The sequence below is a fragment of the Janthinobacterium kumbetense genome, assembly GCF_023703445.1.
Taxonomy (GTDB): Bacteria; Pseudomonadota; Gammaproteobacteria; order Burkholderiales; family Burkholderiaceae_D; genus Janthinobacterium; species Janthinobacterium kumbetense.
The window spans coordinates 276102-292357 of sequence record NZ_JAMQGR010000005.1; the positions used below are offsets into that span (position 1 = coordinate 276102).

General features: G+C 64.2%; 17 protein-coding genes. 8 read left to right on the plus strand and 9 right to left on the minus strand.

Annotated elements, in window-relative coordinates:
- Positions 1 to 24: 24 nt before the first annotated feature.
- The 3 genes from NCG91_RS16740 to NCG91_RS16750 all read right to left on the minus strand — a co-directional run bounded on the left by NCG91_RS16740 (position 25) and on the right by NCG91_RS16750 (position 2268).
- Positions 25 to 819 carry a TorF family putative porin gene (locus NCG91_RS16740; RefSeq protein ID WP_251350477.1) on the minus strand — a complete coding sequence of 265 codons (795 nt, stop codon included), beginning with the start codon at positions 817 to 819 and terminating at the stop codon, positions 25 to 27.
- A gap of 240 nt (positions 820 to 1059) precedes the next feature.
- On the minus strand, positions 1060 to 1473 hold the full coding sequence (locus NCG91_RS16745; protein ID WP_251350478.1) for a hypothetical protein: 414 nt from the start codon (positions 1471 to 1473) through the stop codon (positions 1060 to 1062).
- Between the two features lie 81 nt (positions 1474 to 1554).
- A complete protein-coding gene (locus NCG91_RS16750; protein ID WP_180278722.1) occupies positions 1555 to 2268 on the minus strand; it encodes a FadR/GntR family transcriptional regulator in 714 nt (237 codons plus the stop codon).
- A gap of 140 nt (positions 2269 to 2408) precedes the next feature.
- Between NCG91_RS16750 and NCG91_RS16755 the strand changes: the two genes are divergently transcribed.
- The 4 genes from NCG91_RS16755 to NCG91_RS16770 all read left to right on the plus strand — a co-directional run bounded on the left by NCG91_RS16755 (position 2409) and on the right by NCG91_RS16770 (position 7163).
- Positions 2409 to 3200, plus strand: coding sequence for a (Fe-S)-binding protein (locus tag NCG91_RS16755; RefSeq protein ID WP_251350479.1), 792 nt, complete (start codon positions 2409 to 2411; stop codon positions 3198 to 3200).
- Entirely contained in the window at positions 3197 to 3913 is a 717-nt protein-coding gene (locus NCG91_RS16760) for a LutC/YkgG family protein (protein ID WP_099667055.1), read from the plus strand. The genes NCG91_RS16755 and NCG91_RS16760 overlap by 4 nt, the downstream gene beginning before the upstream one ends.
- Positions 3910 to 5355 (plus strand): LutB/LldF family L-lactate oxidation iron-sulfur protein, encoded by a 1446-nt coding sequence (locus NCG91_RS16765; RefSeq protein WP_251350480.1) that lies wholly within the window; start codon positions 3910 to 3912, stop codon positions 5353 to 5355. Before NCG91_RS16760 ends, NCG91_RS16765 begins: the two co-directional genes overlap by 4 nt.
- Before the next feature lie 101 nt (positions 5356 to 5456).
- The gene (locus NCG91_RS16770; protein ID WP_251350481.1) at positions 5457 to 7163 is read left to right on the plus strand and encodes a lactate permease LctP family transporter; all 1707 of its coding nucleotides are present in this window, start codon (positions 5457 to 5459) and stop codon (positions 7161 to 7163) included.
- A 58-nt stretch (positions 7164 to 7221) separates the two neighbouring features.
- Here NCG91_RS16770 and NCG91_RS16775 read toward each other — a convergent pair whose 3' ends face one another.
- Both NCG91_RS16775 and NCG91_RS16780 read right to left on the minus strand, forming a co-directional pair.
- On the minus strand, positions 7222 to 7749 hold the full coding sequence (locus NCG91_RS16775) for an NADPH-dependent FMN reductase (protein WP_251350482.1): 528 nt from the start codon (positions 7747 to 7749) through the stop codon (positions 7222 to 7224).
- 99 nt (positions 7750 to 7848) lie between these two features.
- A complete protein-coding gene (locus tag NCG91_RS16780) occupies positions 7849 to 8082 on the minus strand; it encodes a DUF3563 family protein (RefSeq protein ID WP_077407407.1) in 234 nt (77 codons plus the stop codon).
- A 424-nt stretch (positions 8083 to 8506) separates the two neighbouring features.
- On the opposite strand from NCG91_RS16780, the gene fucP reads away from it, so the two are divergent.
- Positions 8507 to 9811, plus strand: coding sequence for an L-fucose:H+ symporter permease (gene fucP, locus NCG91_RS16785; protein ID WP_251350483.1), 1305 nt, complete (start codon positions 8507 to 8509; stop codon positions 9809 to 9811).
- Positions 9812 to 9863: 52 nt separating this feature from the next.
- Here fucP and NCG91_RS16790 read toward each other — a convergent pair whose 3' ends face one another.
- Positions 9864 to 10757: a LysR substrate-binding domain-containing protein gene (locus NCG91_RS16790; protein ID WP_251350484.1), complete on the minus strand. Its 894-nt coding sequence runs from the start codon at positions 10755 to 10757 to the stop codon at positions 9864 to 9866.
- 159 nt (positions 10758 to 10916) lie between these two features.
- Here NCG91_RS16790 and scpC point away from each other — a divergent pair, with 159 nt between their 5' ends.
- A complete protein-coding gene (gene scpC / locus NCG91_RS16795; RefSeq protein ID WP_251350485.1) occupies positions 10917 to 12410 on the plus strand; it encodes a succinyl-CoA:acetate CoA-transferase ScpC in 1494 nt (497 codons plus the stop codon).
- A 67-nt stretch (positions 12411 to 12477) separates the two neighbouring features.
- Here scpC and NCG91_RS16800 read toward each other — a convergent pair whose 3' ends face one another.
- Positions 12478 to 12849, minus strand: a complete 372-nt coding sequence (locus tag NCG91_RS16800) for a hypothetical protein (RefSeq protein WP_099667060.1) — start codon at positions 12847 to 12849, stop codon at positions 12478 to 12480.
- Between the two features lie 96 nt (positions 12850 to 12945).
- Positions 12946 to 13608: a TetR/AcrR family transcriptional regulator gene (locus NCG91_RS28110; protein ID WP_251350486.1), complete on the minus strand. Its 663-nt coding sequence runs from the start codon at positions 13606 to 13608 to the stop codon at positions 12946 to 12948.
- A gap of 302 nt (positions 13609 to 13910) precedes the next feature.
- On the opposite strand from NCG91_RS28110, the gene NCG91_RS16810 reads away from it, so the two are divergent.
- Together NCG91_RS16810 and NCG91_RS16815 are read left to right on the plus strand one after the other, a co-directional pair.
- Positions 13911 to 15032, plus strand: coding sequence for a M14 family metallopeptidase (locus tag NCG91_RS16810; RefSeq protein WP_251350487.1), 1122 nt, complete (start codon positions 13911 to 13913; stop codon positions 15030 to 15032).
- A gap of 12 nt (positions 15033 to 15044) precedes the next feature.
- Positions 15045 to 15509 (plus strand): CYTH domain-containing protein, encoded by a 465-nt coding sequence (locus tag NCG91_RS16815; protein ID WP_251350488.1) that lies wholly within the window; start codon positions 15045 to 15047, stop codon positions 15507 to 15509.
- Here the strand turns inward: NCG91_RS16815 and NCG91_RS16820 are convergent.
- Positions 15498 to 16202 carry a CPBP family intramembrane glutamic endopeptidase gene (locus NCG91_RS16820; RefSeq protein WP_251350489.1) on the minus strand — a complete coding sequence of 235 codons (705 nt, stop codon included), beginning with the start codon at positions 16200 to 16202 and terminating at the stop codon, positions 15498 to 15500. The two genes, NCG91_RS16815 and NCG91_RS16820, sit on opposite strands and share 12 nt — an antisense overlap.
- Positions 16203 to 16256: the final 54 nt, after the last annotated feature.

Sequence of the window (16256 nt, forward strand, 5' to 3'; positions counted from 1 at the left end):
TCTCGGGCGTCGCGGGTAGCGCGCCTAGAAAGTCTTGCTGACGGCCAGCACGAAGGTGGCCGCGGCCGGGTTCGAGGTGTCGAACCGGCCGGCCGCATTCGGGATGCCCAGCGTGTAATGGTCGTAGGCGTCGGTGGCGCCCCAGGCGCGCGTCACGGCGCCACTCAGGCTCCAGCCGCCGTCGAAGGCCCGCGTGACGCCCACCTTGGCATCGCGCCAGTTCCACATGGCATTGCCCGTGCCCGCCACGCGGCCATTGCCGGCGTGCAGGTTCAAGGTCCAGGCATTGCCCAGGTCGACATTCGCGCCCACGTCCAGGTAGCCCGTGCCGCGCGCATGCGTGATGCCGAAGAAGTCGCGCGTGACGGTATGGTTGTATTTGGCGTACAGCATGCGGTAGGTCAGGCCCAGCGACAGTTCGCCGTAGTCGTACTTGACACCCGTGGCGCGGTACACGGCGCCCGGATACTTGTAGTAATACGCGAGCACGCTGTAGCCCAGCTCGCCCACCGTGCCGCCGTAGCCGCCGTACAGGTCCCATTCGACGCTTGCATCCTGGATATAGCGGTCGCTGACGGTGGAAGCCCAGGTGCCCAGCGACCAGCCGCTCGGGTGCGCGTAGTCGACGCCCGCCTGCAGGGCCGGCTTGCCCCAGGTCTGGCGGAAGCCGCGCGAAATGTATTGCGAAGTGAGGCTGGCATTGGCGCTGAAGGTGGCGCCAGTGCTGTCCGTGGTCTGGGCCTGCACAGGCAGCGCGGCCGCCAGCAGGAAGGCGCAGCCCAGCAAGGATGATCCGGGGAAATGGTGGTGCGATGGCATGGCAGTCAGCTCCGTATTTGCCGGCAGCGGCCGTCCAGGCGCGTTGCCCTGATGGTTGCAATAAAAATGCGGAATGGACTTTTGTGAAGGCAAGGCGAGGCCGTTTGCATGCTTGCCTGAACATGCACACATTCTCACCAAACGTAACTGAAAGGATAGGGGCTAGGGCTAGTGGAAGTCAATAAAGTTGCGCTACGGAAATCGTAAGTTGTTGTTTCCTGGCACTTTTTCATGCTCCTGTCACATTTCCGGCCTGCCCCGGCTGGCGGCCTGTTGCAAGCCGGCCAGCAAGCCTGGCAGGGCTGCATGCAAGGCTTGCAGGCTGTCGGCGTCCAGCCCGGCCTGCATTTCCACCCGGCCCGAGGGCTGGCCCCAGACGACCTGTGCGCTGAGCCGGGCGCCGGCGTCGAGTCCCGTGACGCTGACCAGCAACGCGACTTCTTCCGGGGCATCCTCGGGCACGTCCGCGAGCAGGCAGGAAATGCCGAAATGATAATCCTGGAAGGCGCTCGCCGTCCCACTGGAAAAGGCGAAGACGGAGGCGAGCACCTGCGGCGCGGCGGCCGCAAGTGACGGCAGGGCGGCGCGAAACAGGGGCAGCAAGTCGTTTTCCAGCTGCAGTACCAGCGGATGAGTGTGGCTAAGGACGGTCATGGGCGGACGAAAGGAGTGGCGGCGCGCGATGGTAGCAGTTTTTGCGGCCGCCATGCTCCTGTACTGGTCCTACCAGTGGCCTCAATCGTCATCGCTGGTGACGCGCGTGCGCACGAAATCGATGTGGCCTTGCATGGCCGTGCGCGCCTCTTCGGGCTGGCTGGCGCAGATGGCCTCGCACAGGGTGCGGTGCTGCGACAGCAGTTGCAGCGAAGTGGCCTCGTCCTGCTGGCGCAAGCCCGTGCCATTGATGGTGATGTGTTCGCGCAGCATGCCGATGATGCTGGTGTGCAAGTGCAGAAACATGGTGTTGTGCGACGCTTGCGCGATGACTTCATGCAGGCGCGCATCGGCCTGCGCCTCGCCGTGCTTGTCGTCGCTGGCGCGCGCCTGTTCCAGTTCGGCCAGCAGGGCCATGATTTGCGCGCGCTCGTCCACGCTGGCCCGCTGCGCCGCAAAGTAGGCCGTCGCCCCTTCCAGCACGCGGCGAAATTCCAGGATGTCGTCGCGCAGGGCGGGGTGGTCGGCCACCAGCTGGCTCCACGGCGACGCCATGCCCGTGCGCAGCTGATCCGTCACGAACACGCCCGCGCCGCGCCGGCTGCGCACCAGTCCCCGCGCCGCCAGCCGTTGCACCGCTTCGCGCACGGTGTTGCGCGAGACGGCATATTGCTGCGCCAGCAGGCGTTCGGCCGGCAACTGCGCGCCCGCCGGCAAGCTGCCGTCCAGCAGGGCGGTTTCCAGCCTGCGCATCACCATCTCGACCCTGCCCCGCGTTTGCATGCCTGTCGCCATCGATGTCTTCCGGTGTTGTTTTAAAGTGGTCCGAGCAATTTGAAGTGGCTTGCGGAAGCTGGAATTATGCGTGAACCAGTCATTCTTAACAACACACAGCGGCGCCGCAGCAACACACAGAGCGCCGGGGAGACACACTCATGCAGCCAGATCCGCGCCAGCCACGCCGCTATCCACCCGCACCGCTCCAGGTGTACCTGTTCGCCACCTGCCTGGTCGACCTGTTCGTGCCGCAGGCGGGGCTCGACGCGGTGCGCCTGCTGGAGCGGGAAGGTTTGCTGGTGCATTATCCGCGCGGCCAGAGCTGCTGCGGCCAGCCCGCCTACAGCAGCGGCAACCCGGAACAGGCGCGCGCCGTGGCCCGCGCCCAGCTCGACCTGTTCGCGCAGCCATGGCCCGTGATCGTGCCGTCCGGCTCCTGCGCCGGCATGATGCGCCACCACTGGCCGCAGTTGTTCCAGGACGACCCCGTCGCCGGTCCCAGGGCGGCCGAACTTGCCGAACGCGTGTATGAACTGAGCGAATTTCTCGTCTGCGTGCTGCAACTCGACCTGGCGGGCCTGGCCGGCGCAGGACAGGCGCAGGAAAGCGTGGTACTGCACACCTCGTGCGGCGCGCGCCGCGAAATGGGCACGCGGGTGCACGGCGTGGCCCTGGTCGACGCCTTACCCGGCGTGACGCGCATCGAACACCAGCGCGAATCGGAATGCTGCGGCTTCGGCGGCACGTTTTCACTGAAGCACCCGGACATTTCCGGCGCCATGGTCAGCGACAAGATCGCCTCGGCCTGCGCCACGGGCTGCGACCGGCTCGTCTCGGCCGACTGCGGCTGCCTGCTCAATATCGGCCACGCCGCGCAGCACCAGGGCGCGCCGCTGCCCGTCGAACACCTGGCCAGCTTTTTGTGGCGCCGCACGGGAGGCGAAGCATGAGCGCCGCCTTGAGCGCCCGCGAACGCATGCTGGGACGCTTGCGCGCCGCCGCGCCGTCCACGCCCGAGGCGGTGGACGTCATCGATACGGCCATCGACCAGCACTACCTGGCGCGCCGCGCACAAGCGCCGCTGTCGCCACGGGGCAGGACCGCCGCCATGCAGGCAGCCCTGCAGGCCGCGCATGCCGATGTCGATTGCGTGCGCGGCGACGCCTGGCCCGCCCTGCTGGCGCAGCGCCTCGGTGCGCATGGCGTGCGCCGCCTGCTGATGGATGCCGATAGCAGGGAGGGACTGGCCTTGCGGGCCGCCTTGCCGGACGGCGTCGAGGTGCTCTCTTTCGAGCGTCCGCTGGCGCAGTGGAAGGGCGAGTTGTTCGACACCGTCGACGCGGGTTTTACCGTCGCCCGTTCCGGCATCGCCGCCACGGGCACGCTGGTCATCGCGCCCGACGCGGCCACGCCGCGCACGGTGTCGCTGGCGCCGCCGCTGCACATTTGCCTCGTGTATGCGAGCACCCTGCATGCGGACTTGCATGCGGCGGCGCGCGCCGAGCGCTGGGTGGACGGCATGCCATCGAACCTGGTGCTGGTGTCGGGTCCCTCGAAAACGTCCGACATCCAGCAAACCCTCGCCTATGGCGCGCATGGCCCGCGCTGGCTGTGGGTGCTGATCGTCGATGACTTGCCAGCCCGTGAAGGAGGCCAGCCATGAACGCCAAGCCACTGCAATTCGTCAAACCGGCGGACTTCCATGCGCGCGCCCGCGCCGCGCTGGACGACCCGAAGCTACGCCAGAGCTTTCGCGGCGCCATGGATTTTTTGCAGGACAAGCGCACGGCGCAGTTCCCCGACGGCGACGAGCTGGAACGCTTGCGCGACCTAGGCGAAGCCGTGCGCCGGCACGCGCTGGCGCGCCTGCCCGACTTGCTGGTGCAGTTGGAAGACAGGCTGACGGCGGCCGGCGTGCAGGTGCACTGGGCCGAGGATGGCGAGCAGGCCAACGCCATCATCCACGCCATCGCGCAAAAGGCCAAGGCGATGCGCTTCATCAAGGGCAAGTCGATGGCCAGCGAGGAAATCGAGCTCAATCACTATCTGGAAGCGCGCGGCATGACCTGCCTGGAGTCGGACATGGGCGAGTACATCGTGCAGCTGGCCGGCGAAAAGCCGTCGCACATCGTCATGCCCGCGATTCACAAGACGAAGGCCGATATCGCCGGCCTGTTCGCCGAGCACATTCCCGACGCGCCCTACACGGAAGACGTCGACAGCCTGATCCGGACGGGGCGGCGCGCGCTGCGCCAGGCCTTCGTCGAGGCCGATATCGGGCTGTCGGGCGTGAACTTCGCGGCGGCCGACACGGGCACCCTGTGGCTGGTGGAAAACGAGGGCAATGGCCGCCTGACGACGTCCGTGCCGGACGTGCACATCGCCATCATGGGCATGGAAAAGGTGGTGGCCAAGCTCGAACATATCGTGCCGCTGGCCAGCTTGCTGACGCGTTCGGCCACGGGGCAGGCCATCACCACGTATTTCAACCTGATTTCCGGCCCGCGCCGCGCCGGTGAACAGGATGGACCGCGCGAAGTGCACCTGGTCTTGCTCGACAACGGCCGCAGCCAGGCCTACGCCGACGAGCAGCTGCGCGCCACCCTGCAATGCATACGCTGCGGCGCCTGCATGAACCACTGCCCCGTCTACACGCGCATCGGCGGCCACGCCTACGGCACCACGTATCCGGGGCCGATCGGCAAGATCATCTCGCCCCACTTGCTGGGACTGGCTGCGACGGCCGACCTGGCCACCGCGTCGAGCCTGTGCGGCGCCTGCGGCGAAGTGTGCCCCGTGCGCATCCCGATCCCGCAACTGCTGGTGCGCCTGCGCACGGAGGCCAATCGCAATCCCGGCGAGCAGGTGGCGCATCCGCTGCGCGGTCAGGGGGCCAAGTTCAGCCGCGGCGAAAGCCTGGTCTGGCGTTTCTGGAGCGGCGCCTTCGCACGCCCGATCAGTTATCGCCTGTTCCGCTGGGCCGCCACCCGGCTGCGCGCACTGACGCCGGGCAAGCAGCTGGGCTGGACGCAGCATCGCAAGCCGTTGACGCCGGCGCCGCGCAGCCTGGCCGACCTGCTCAACGCGCGCGGGCAGGAGGAATAGCCCGGCCTGGCAGCACCGAAGCACCGCAAAAAACACGCTACACACAATTACATCAAAAGCCGTTTTTTCAATCAACCCGCATCCACCGGAGGAGACCCGACATGCAAACCTGGACCCAACTTTATACACCGCTCGGCAGCCTGTGGCTGTCGTCCCTGGCGGCAGCCATTCCCATCATTTTCTTCTTCATCGCCCTGGCCGCGCTGCGCATCAAGGGCCATGTGGCGGCCGCCGTCACCCTGGCGCTGGCGCTGGCGGTGGCGATTTTTGCGTACGGCATGCCCGTGCCGCAGGCGCTGGCGGCGGCCGGCTATGGTTTTGCGTATGGTTTGTGGCCGATCGCCTGGATCATCGTCACGGCCGTCTTCCTGTACAAGATCGTCGTGAAAACGGGGCAGATCGAGATCATCCGCGCCTCGGTGCTGTCGGTCACGGACGACCAGCGCCTGCAGGTGCTGTTGATCGGCTTTGCCTTCGGCGCCTTCCTGGAAGGGGCGGCCGGTTTCGGCGCGCCCGTGGCGATCACCTCGGCCCTGCTGGTGGGCCTGGGCTTCAATCCGCTGTATGCGGCGGGCCTGTGCCTGATCGCCAATACGGCGCCCGTGGCCTTTGGCGCCATGGGCATCCCCATCATCGTGGCGGGCCAGGTGACGGGCATCGACCCGTTCCTGATCGGCGCGATGGCGGGCCGCCAGTTGCCGCTGCTGTCGCTGGCCGTGCCTTTCTGGCTGGTCTTCATGATGGATGGCGTGCGCGGCGTGCGCGAAGTGTGGCCGGCCGCCCTGGTAACGGGCGCCAGCTTTGCCGTCACCCAGTATTTCACGTCGAACCATATCGGGCCGGAGCTGCCGGACATCACCTCGGCCCTCGTCAGCCTGGTGTCGCTGACCCTGTTCCTGAAAGTGTGGCAGCCGAAGAATGCCAAGGTGGTCAACGCCGTCGGTGGCGGCGCCGCCGCGCTGTCCGGTTTTGGCGGCGGGGCAGGCAATGCGGACTTGCGCGGCAGCGGCAGCCGCGCCGCCTCGCCCTACACCTTGGCGCAGACGGCGCGCGCCTGGGCGCCGTTCGGCCTGCTGACGGCCATCGTCACCGTATGGAGCCTGCCCGGCTTTAAGTCCCTGTTCGCCGCCGGCGGGGCGTTATCCAGCCTGGTCGTCAAGATCCACGTGCCTTACCTCGATAAACTGGTGATCAAGACGATGCCCATCGTGGCGGAGCCGAAAGCGTATGACGCCGTCTTCAAGCTTGACCTGCTGTCGGCCGTGGGCACGGCGATCTTGCTGACGGCCGTGCTGTCGATGTGGATGCTGCGCATGAAGCCGCGCGATGGCATCAAGGCCTTCGTCGAAACGCTCGTGGAATTGCGCCGCCCCGTGCTGTCGATCGGCCTGGTGCTGGCGTTTGCCTTCGTGGCCAACTATTCGGGCATGTCGTCCACCCTGGCCCTGCTGCTGGCCGGCAGCGGCGCCGCCTTCCCGTTCTTCTCGCCGTTTCTGGGCTGGCTGGGGGTGTTCCTGACGGGGTCCGATACGTCGTCGAATGCCTTGTTCTGCTCCCTGCAAAACACGACGGCGCACCAGATCGGCGTGTCCGACACCTTGCTGGTGGCGGCCAATACGACGGGCGGCGTGACGGGCAAGATGATCTCGCCCCAGTCGATCGCCGTCGCCTGCGCCGCGACTGGCCTGGTGGGCAAGGAATCGGACCTGTTCCGCTTTACCTTGAAGCACAGTCTGCTGTTTGCCGTCGTCATCGGCGTCATCACCATGCTGCAGGCGTATGTGTTCACGGGCATGATCCCACACTGAGCGATCCGTAGAAGTACGTAGTAAAACTAGATGAATTGATAGTAAAACGTGCAGATGGTCATGAAAATGACCTGATGCACTGCAGCATATAGAGCAGGGCCCGGTGCAATGCCGGGTCCGCGGCGATGCCCTCCGCATCGAGACCCGACCCCAGCAGGGGCAGGCTGATGCAGGCTTCGTCGATCAGGCGCGCCGACATGGTGCTTACCGTTTCGCGCAACGCCGCCTGCGCATGCGTGGCGCGCGGCGAGGCGTTCAGCAGCACCAGCGGCTTGTCGATGAACGACTCATTTCCCACCATCCAGTCCAGCGCGTTCTTCATGGGGCCGCTCACGCCGTGCGCGTATTCGGGGCTGGCCAGCAGCAGCACGTCGGCCGCCAGGATGGCGTCGCGCAAGCCCGTCACGGCCGGCAGGCTGTCGGCGTCGAGGTCGGGATTGAACAACGGCAGGTCGCCGAGTCCCTGATAGATGCGAATGTCGAATGGCGCTGGGGCAAGCTGGGCGATGGCGCGCAGCAGGGCGGTGTTCAGCGAGGCGGCGCGCAGGCTGCCGGCGATGGCGAGAATGGTGATGGGCGTTTGCATCCCGCCTGTATAGCCCATCCTGTGCTCAAGCGCAAGGCGAGCAGGATGGCGCTATCGTTGTTGCAACAGCCGATGATGGGCTGCGTGCTGCAGTACTAATTAACGGCTCAGGCCGCTCATCCAGGTGGGCTGTGGGTTGGCACGCGCCAGTTCGCGCATGCGGTATTCCAGATCGTAGCGGTCGGTCGATTCAGCCAGGTAGGCTTCTTCATAAGCGCGTTCGCGGCGGTCGCTGCTTTGGTTCAGCCAGGCACCGACGCGCTTGGCGGCGTGGACCAGGGTGGCGACGATATTGCTGTTTTGCGTGGTGTGGTAAGTAAATGCGGTAGACATGGCAGACTCCTTGAGTGGCGTGCCGCGTTGTGCTGCACTGCAATATAAGTATAGCGATTCCAAGTTATAAGGCTACTTTTGATTTCAAATGTCAGCTATTCATTTTTTAAATAACAGGCGGGAAAGCTGCGCAATACGGGGCTTTAAGGCATAATGCCGGCGCAGGATCGTAGTTTTACTACAAGACGTTTTTGTCCTGGATGTTGTTTTCAGACGCAGCCCGCAGGCATGCCGCGCCCACAAGACATCGTTCTGACGAGAAACGGTCGGCCGCACGCGCGAGATGCCATGCCTGCCCCGTATCGCTGATGGCAGTCATGGCCCACGCTGATATCTGCGTGGCGCTTGCGCGTCCTGGTGCTGCCCGGGTGGAAACGCTTCCATGCCTGGCGCGATCAACTTGGAATTGAAAAATGGAGAAGGTATGGAATATGTAAAGCAAGGCCAGGGCGTACCGTCCGCACGGGCCGGCACGCAAAACAATACAGGCGCCCTGATCATTGTCACGGTGCTGTTTTTCATGTGGGGATTGCTGACCTCGCTCAATGATGTGCTGATTCCCCATCTGCGCTCGATCTACACCTTGACGTATGTCCAGGCGATGCTGGTGCAGTTCTGCTTCTTCGGCGCCTACGCCATCGTTTCGCTGCCGGCCGGCATGCTGATCAAGAAAATCGGCTACCAGCGCGGCGTCGTCGCCGGTTTGCTGATCGCGGCCGCCGGCTGCGCCATGTTTTACCCGGCGTCCACCGGCAGCTATGCGCTGTTCCTCTTGTCCTTCTTCATCCTGGCGGCCGGCATCACCGTGCTGCAGGTGGCGGCCAATCCGTACGTGACGGAACTGGGCGACCCGCAGACGGCGTCGAGCCGCCTGACCCTGACGCAGGCGTTCAACGCGCTGGGCACCACCGTGGCGCCTGCGCTGGGCGGCATGCTGATTTTGTCGGGCACCGTGCTGACGGTGCAGCAGTTCGACCTGCTGCCGGCGGCCGAGCAACTGGCTTACCGCGCCAAGGAAGCCGCTTCCGTGCAAGGCCCGTACCTGGTGCTGGCCGCCACCCTGGTAATCCTGGCCGTGCTGTTCGCGCTGGCAAAATTGCCAAGGATTTCGCATGCCGACGATGCGGCCGCCGTGGCGCAGGATGGCCACAAGGTCTCGATCTGGTCGCACCGCCACCTGGTGCTGGGCGCGCTGGCCATCTTCCTGTATGTGGGCGGTGAGGTGAGCATCGGCAGCTTCCTGATCAACTTCCTGGGCGAGAGCCATATCGCTGGCCTCAGCCACGCCGACGCCGCGTATTTCGTCAGTTATTACTGGGGTGGCGCCATGCTGGGCCGCTTCGTCGGCTTTGCCGTGATGCGCTATGTCAGCCCGGGCAAGACCCTGGCCTTCAACGCCGCCGTCGTCATCGCGCTGATCCTCGTCGCCGTGTTCTCCAGTGGTCACACGGCCATGTGGGCATTGATCGCCGTGGGCCTGTTCAACTCCATCATGTTCCCGACCATCTTCAGCATGGCGCTGAACAAGCTGGGCGCGCAAACGGGTCAAGGTTCGGGCATCCTGTGCATGGCCATCGTCGGCGGCGCCATCGTGCCGTTCATCCAGGGCTTCCTGGCCGACCACATCAATTTGCAGCTGTCCTTCCTCGTGCCGGCCCTGTGCTACACCTTCATTCTGTACTTCGGCTGGAAGTACGCCAGCATGTACAAGGACGACGCCGCCAAATAAGCAAGGTGGCGCGATCAATCAAAAGGGTGGCCTCGGCCACCCTTTTTTTACGTCAGTGCGCGAACGGCGTGCCCAGCACGTCCTGGCACACTTCGAGCCAGGCGCGCGCCGCGTGCGACAGGTAGCGCCCGCTCCAGATATGCGCCACCTGCCACGCCACCTCCGGCTCGATGATGCGCACCGCTTCCAACGGTTCGCCTGCCAGGCGGTGGATGAACGGCTCGGGCAGCAGGGCCACGCCCAGGCCGGCCGAGGCCATCGCCACCAGCCAGTCCCATTGCCCGCTCTGGGCCGCAATCGTCGGCGTGAAGCCCGCTTGCGCGAAATGCTGGCGCAGGCTGCGCGTGAGCGCGAAATCATCCTTTAATAACACCAGCGGCAAGTCGGCCAGCGCCTTGAAGGGCAGTGTCGTGCGCTGCTTCTGGAATGTGCCCGGCTCGGCCAGGGCCCAGATCGGGTAATTGGCCACTTCCACGGCCACGAGGTCGAGTTCCGGGTCGGCCGGCAGCACCGTCATGCCGATTTCCAGCTCGCCCCCCGCCACCTTGCGCTCGATCTGCTGGCCCGTGTCTTCCTGCAGGGTCAGGCTGATGTGCGGATACCGCGCGCGGAAGGCTTTCAATACGGGCGTGAACAGTACGTTGATCATGGGCGGGATGCCGACCGTCAGGCTGCCGCGCTGCAAGGCCTGGGTGTCGCGCACCTCCAGCGTCAGCTGGCGCATATTGGCCAGCATTTCCTGGCCGTGCTGGTAGACGATGCGGCCCGTGTCCGTCAGGATCAGCTTGCGCCCGTCGCGCACGAGCAATTGTGCGCCCACCTCGTCTTCCAGCTGGCGCACCATCTTGCTGATGGTGGACTGGGTCAGGTGCAGCGATTCCGCCGCCTGCGTGAAGCTCGACAGGCGCACGGTTTCGACGAAATAGCGCAGGGAACGGATATCCAAGAGGGGCTCGGCGTTGGCAGGGCATGAAAATATCGACTGGATGTGACGAAATTAATTCATGCCATGCATGTAAGCGGGATTTTATACTGAATCCACTTATGGGGTTGGTGTATGACAGCCATCCAGTTTGAGAATATTAAGAATATCAGGAGCATCACGATGTACGAGGACCGTATCCGCCACCCAGGCTTGCTCAGCAAAATCATGAGCGCCGATGAGGCAGCCAAATTGTTCCACAACGGCATGCGTGTCGGCATGAGCGGCTTTACCCGTGCCGGCGACGCCAAGGCTCTGCCGCGCGCGCTGGCCGAACGCGCCCTGCAAGACCCGTTGAGCCTGACCCTGATCACGGGCGCTTCGCTGGGCAATGGCAGCGACGGCCTGATGGCCGAAGCGGGCGTGCTGGCGCGCCGCATGCCGTTCCAGGTCGATCCTGTGCTGCGCGGCAAGATCAACAACGGTGAAGTCATGTTCATCGACCAGCATCTGTCGGAAACGGCCGAGCAGCTGCGCTCGGGCAACCTGGCGGCCGTCGATATCGCCGTCATCGAGGCCACCGCCATCACGGCGGCCGGCGCCATCATCCCGACCATGTCGGTGGGCAACTCCGCCGCGTTCGCCCAGCAGGCCACCCAAGTCATCATTGAAATCAACCTGTCCACGCCGCTGGCGCTGGAAGGCTTGCACGACATTTACATTCCGCAAACCCTGCCGGGGCGCGAACCGATACCCCTCACGCGCGTGGACCAGCGCCTGGGCAGCACGGCCATCGCCATCGACCCGGCCCGCATCGCCGCCATCGTCATCACGGACAGTCCCGACAGCCCGTCGAACGCCTTGCCGCCCGATGCGGAAACGCAGGCGATCGCCGGCCACGTGATCGCCTTCCTGCAAGGCGAAGTGGCGGCCGGGCGCATGGGGCCGGAATTGCTGCCCCTGCAGGCAGGCATCGGCACCATCGCCAACGCCGTGCTGCATGGCCTGATCGGCTCGCCTTTCCGCAATATGACGATGTATTCGGAAGTGCTGCAGGACAGCGCCATCGAGTTGCTCGACTCGGGCCAGCTGGCGTTTGCCTCGGCCTCGTCGATCACCCTGTCGGCCGCCGTGCATCAAAAGCTGATGGACAATATCGACCATTACCGGTCAAAAATCGTGCTGCGCCCGCAAGAGATCAGCAACCACCCGGAAATCGTGCGCCGCCTGGGCATCATCGCCCTGAACACGGCGCTCGAGTTCGATATCTACGGCAACGTCAATTCCACGCATGTATGCGGTACGCACATGATGAACGGCATCGGCGGCTCGGGCGACTTTGCGCGCAATGGGCAAGTGTCGATGTTCGTGTCGAAATCGGCGGCCAAGGGCGGGCGCATTTCCAGCGTCGTGCCGATGGTCTCGCATGTCGACCATACGGAGCATGACGTCGACGTGCTGGTGACGGAGTGGGGCTACGCGGACTTGCGCGGCCTGGCGCCGCGCGAACGGGCGCCGCTGATCATCGAACGCTGCACGCACCCAGACTACCGCGCGCAACTGCGTGCCTATTACGACGCGGCATGTCAGCGCGGCGGCCACACGCCGCACATGCTGGAGCAGGCGCTGTCGTGGCACACGCGCTACCAGGAAACACAGAGCATGCTGGCAGCGTAGCAGACTTCGCTAACCTCAAGACAGGCAGGGCAGGGCGGTGCATACCGCGCCTGCCTTTTTCTATTGTTCAGTACATATGCAGCGCCTTGGCGCCCAGGCCCAGCAGGGCAAACGTGGTGGTGGCCTGTATGCCCATGAACCACAGGAAGTGGGTGTGCATGTGCTTGCGGATGTCGCCCAGTTCCGTGCGCAAGGCGTGGCAGTCGCCGCGCAAGTCGCCGCGAAACTGCGTCAGGTCGGCGCGCAGCAGCTGCGATTCGCTGCGCAGCTCCGTGCGTACATTGTCGAGGCCGTCGCCAAGACGCTGTTCCAGGGTCTTGAACCATAGCCGGTCATGTTCCCGGTCCGTTTCCAGTTTTGTCAGGCGCGCTTCCATGCGTACAGCATTGTGCGCGCCTTGCTGTTTGTCAAGCCGGTCCGTGGCATAGGCTTCGTTCATCTCGCCCTCCTTCGCGCGAGCCGCGCTGCACCAGCGCAGGCGGCTTCACTCCACTGTCCGCCTTTTCTGCTGGCGCAGTTTGCGCTGGATCAAACGTCAGGAAGCCGGTGCAAAGCGCAGACGGATGCCTGCCGTGACGACGGCCAGCAAGTCGTCGATATGCGCGTTCATTTCCGGGTGCGGCGTCCACGGGTCGCCCGCATCCATGACGATGCGCAGCGACACGAGGCCGTGCAGCGATTGCCAGAAGACTTGCGTCATCGTGTGCAGCGCCGGCTCGTCCTGGCGCACCTGGCCCGCTTGCGCCAGTTCGGTAAACAGGTGCAGCGCGTAGGCGTACGGATCCTGCTCGATATTGCCGTGCTCGACCTCGACGGCGTCGATTTCCGCATGCGGACGCAATTCCATGAAGATCAGCGAATACTCGTCCGGATGCTGGAAGCCGTATTCGATGTAGGCGCGGCCGACCAGGGCGATGCGCTGCCACGGATCATCGCTGCTGGCGCACGCCGTGCGCATGGCGCGCACCAGCTCCAGTAAATCCTTGTCCATGGCCTGAGCGATCAGGGTGGCCTTGTCGCGAAACAGGGCGTACACGACGGTGGTGGAAAAACCGGCCGCCTCGGCTACCTTGCGGATGGAGACGGCGCGCGCGCCGCCCTTTTTGATGAGATCTTTGACGACGTCGATGATGTGCTCGCGCCGCGCCTGAGCCTCGCGTAACTTTCTTTCCTGGATGTTAGTTAACTTCTTGTCCACGACTCTTTCCTGGCGACTCTATGAAAGCAAGAATTATAGGGGGGCGACCGGGCGCCAATGTGTCAGCCGCTGTTACAAAGCAGTTTTTTGTCCGGTAGATGCAACAGCAGACCGATTTTTCGCGCTTTTGCCCGGCACTTTTCCATCGATGCCCCGGATTGGTGCATAAAACTCCGGGCCAGGCTTTGCGAACGGTGCCAAAGGGCGGAAAATAGCGGGATAGCTTACACTGCGTTTTTTAGCGCAACGGCGCCAGCCCACGAGGCAACGCCGGAACACTTACATTCGGACGGGATCATTACATGACCATTAAAATCAGCCAGAACTTCGACTCGGGCGCCATCGACGTGGTGAGCGCCACCAGTGCCGGTGCCATCGACCTGAACTTGCGCAAGGATAGCCACGCCGACATCCACCAGTGGTTCCACTTCCGCCTGCAGGGCGCGCGCGGCCAGGCATGCACGATGCGTTTCCTGAACGCGGGCCAGGCCACCTATCCGGCCGGCTATGAAGACTACCAGGCCGTGGCCAGCTACGACAGCGAAAACTGGTTCCGCGTGCCGACCTCGTTCGATGGCCAAGTCATGACGATTTCGCACACGCCGGAACTCGACAGCGTGTACTACGCGTATTTCGAGCCGTATTCGTGGGAACGCCATCTGCGCCTGCTGGGCGAAGTGGCCGAGCATCCGCTGGCGCGCGTGTCCGACCTGGGCAGCACGGTCGACGGCCGCGACATGAACATGGTGACCATCGGCAATCCGCAGGCGGAAAAGAAAATCTGGGTCATCGCGCGCCAGCATCCGGGCGAATCGATGGCCGAATGGTTCGTCGAAGGCTTGATCGACTCGCTGCTCGACGACGCCAACCCGATCGCGCGCAAGCTCTTGCAGCGCGCCGTGTTCCACATCGTGCCGAACATGAACCCGGACGGCTCCATCCGCGGCAACCTGCGCACGAATGCGGCAGGCGCCAACCTGAACCGTGAATGGATGACGCCATCGCTGGAGTCCAGCCCGGAAGTGCTGTGCGTGAAAAACAAGATACACGAAACGGGCGTCGACATGTTCTTCGACATCCACGGCGATGAAGCGCTGCCGTACAACTTTGTGGCCGGCAATGAAATGCTGGAAAACTTCACGCCGGCGCAAGCGGCGCACCAGAAAGCCTTTATCGAGCGCTACAAGCAGGCCAGCCCCGACTTCCAGGATAAATTCGGCTATGCGGCCAGCAAGTACAAGTCGGACATGCTGACCCTGGCATCGAAGTACGTCGGCCACCACTTCGGCTGCCTGGCGCTGACCCTGGAAATGCCGTTCAAGGAAAACGCCGACTTGCCGGATCCGGCCGTCGGCTGGAACGGTGCGCGCAGCGCGGCCCTGGGTGCGGCCATGCTGCAGCCTATCCTGCTGTCGCTGGATTGAACGGCGTTGTTCATGGGTATCGAGATCGAGCGTAAATTTCTGCTTGCCGGCGACGCCTGGCGGGGCCTGGGCCAGTCGGTCCTGCTGCGCCAGGGGTATTTGTCGTCCGCGCGCGAGCGCGTGGTGCGCGTGCGCATTGAGGGCGAGCAGGCGATGCTGACCATCAAGGGAGCGAACGTGGGCGCGACGCGCGGCGAGTGGGAGTATCCGATTCCGCTGGCCGACGCGGCCGAACTGCTCGACAGCCTGTGCGAACAGCCGCTGATCGAAAAGGTTCGCCACCGCATCGAACACGCGGGCATGATGTGGGAAGTCGACGAGTTCCTGGGCGCCAATGCGGGCCTGGTGGTGGCGGAGATCGAACTGGCCTCGGAAGACCAGCCGTTCGAGAAGCCCGACTGGATCGGCGCGGAAGTGTCGGGCGATGCGCGCTACTACAACGCCAACCTGATCCGCCATCCGTTTTCACAGTGGTAATGTTGGCCATAGAAACTGGAAAATCACGGCATTCATCGTCAGATTGAATGCCGCGTGCGCCGCCATCGCTGGCCATAGCGAAGCATGGCGGCGCCGTAACCATGCGAACAGGCAAGCTGTCGCAAACATCAGCGTCACCCACACCGCCGCCGAGGCCGCATTCAGCGACAGGCCGGCAGCCGTCATGCTCAAGCCATGATGGCACAGGTGTGCCAGGCCGAACAGTCCTGCTTCCACGCAGGTGCTGCTGCGCACGGACAGTTTTTCCTCCAGCGCCTTTTGCAGCACGCCCCGAAAGAAGATTTCCTCGCCGATAGGGCTGAAGATGCAAGCCGGCACGGTGATCATCAGGTGCAGCATCCAGATGCTTAGCCCCGCCGTGGGCGCCGTGCGGCGAAAGCTGGCCGCTATGCTGACAAACCAGTTGTCCGGCGTGGCGCCATACAGCAGCATGCCCAGGGCAAAGCACAGGAGCGCGGCTGCCGCGCCGCAGATCAAGGCCAGCGCATACGGCGCCTTGCCGGAGGGCGCTTGCAGGCCGATGTTGCGGCGTCCATGCGGCGACAGCAAGATCCATGGCAAGGCCGCCATCACGCAAAAACTCAGCGGCAGCATCCAGAACAAACCCAACGGACCCAGCGTGCCCATGACGCGCATGGCGATGAATGCGCTCGCCAGTAACATTGCCAGCATGGGAAACGATAGCGCCAGCAATGCTGGCCGCAGGGGAGAGAGCGAGACTGGGCT

Coding starts and splice junctions, on each gene's coding strand:
- NCG91_RS16740 (WP_251350477.1), bottom strand. CDS start 819: ATGCCATCGCACCACCATTTCCCCGGATCATCCTTGCTGGGCTGCGCC.
- NCG91_RS16745 (WP_251350478.1), bottom strand. CDS start 1,473: ATGACCGTCCTTAGCCACACTCATCCGCTGGTACTGCAGCTGGAAAAC.
- NCG91_RS16750 (WP_180278722.1), bottom strand. CDS start 2,268: ATGGCGACAGGCATGCAAACGCGGGGCAGGGTCGAGATGGTGATGCGC.
- NCG91_RS16755 (WP_251350479.1), top strand. CDS start 2,409: ATGCAGCCAGATCCGCGCCAGCCACGCCGCTATCCACCCGCACCGCTC.
- NCG91_RS16760 (WP_099667055.1), top strand. CDS start 3,197: ATGAGCGCCGCCTTGAGCGCCCGCGAACGCATGCTGGGACGCTTGCGC.
- NCG91_RS16765 (WP_251350480.1), top strand. CDS start 3,910: ATGAACGCCAAGCCACTGCAATTCGTCAAACCGGCGGACTTCCATGCG.
- NCG91_RS16770 (WP_251350481.1), top strand. CDS start 5,457: ATGCAAACCTGGACCCAACTTTATACACCGCTCGGCAGCCTGTGGCTG.
- NCG91_RS16775 (WP_251350482.1), bottom strand. CDS start 7,749: ATGCAAACGCCCATCACCATTCTCGCCATCGCCGGCAGCCTGCGCGCC.
- NCG91_RS16780 (WP_077407407.1), bottom strand. CDS start 8,082: ATGTCTACCGCATTTACTTACCACACCACGCAAAACAGCAATATCGTC.
- fucP (WP_251350483.1), top strand. CDS start 8,507: ATGGAATATGTAAAGCAAGGCCAGGGCGTACCGTCCGCACGGGCCGGC.
- scpC (WP_251350485.1), top strand. CDS start 10,917: ATGTACGAGGACCGTATCCGCCACCCAGGCTTGCTCAGCAAAATCATG.
- NCG91_RS16800 (WP_099667060.1), bottom strand. CDS start 12,849: ATGAACGAAGCCTATGCCACGGACCGGCTTGACAAACAGCAAGGCGCG.
- NCG91_RS16810 (WP_251350487.1), top strand. CDS start 13,911: ATGACCATTAAAATCAGCCAGAACTTCGACTCGGGCGCCATCGACGTG.
- NCG91_RS16815 (WP_251350488.1), top strand. CDS start 15,045: ATGGGTATCGAGATCGAGCGTAAATTTCTGCTTGCCGGCGACGCCTGG.
- NCG91_RS16820 (WP_251350489.1), bottom strand. CDS start 16,202: ATGCTGGCAATGTTACTGGCGAGCGCATTCATCGCCATGCGCGTCATG.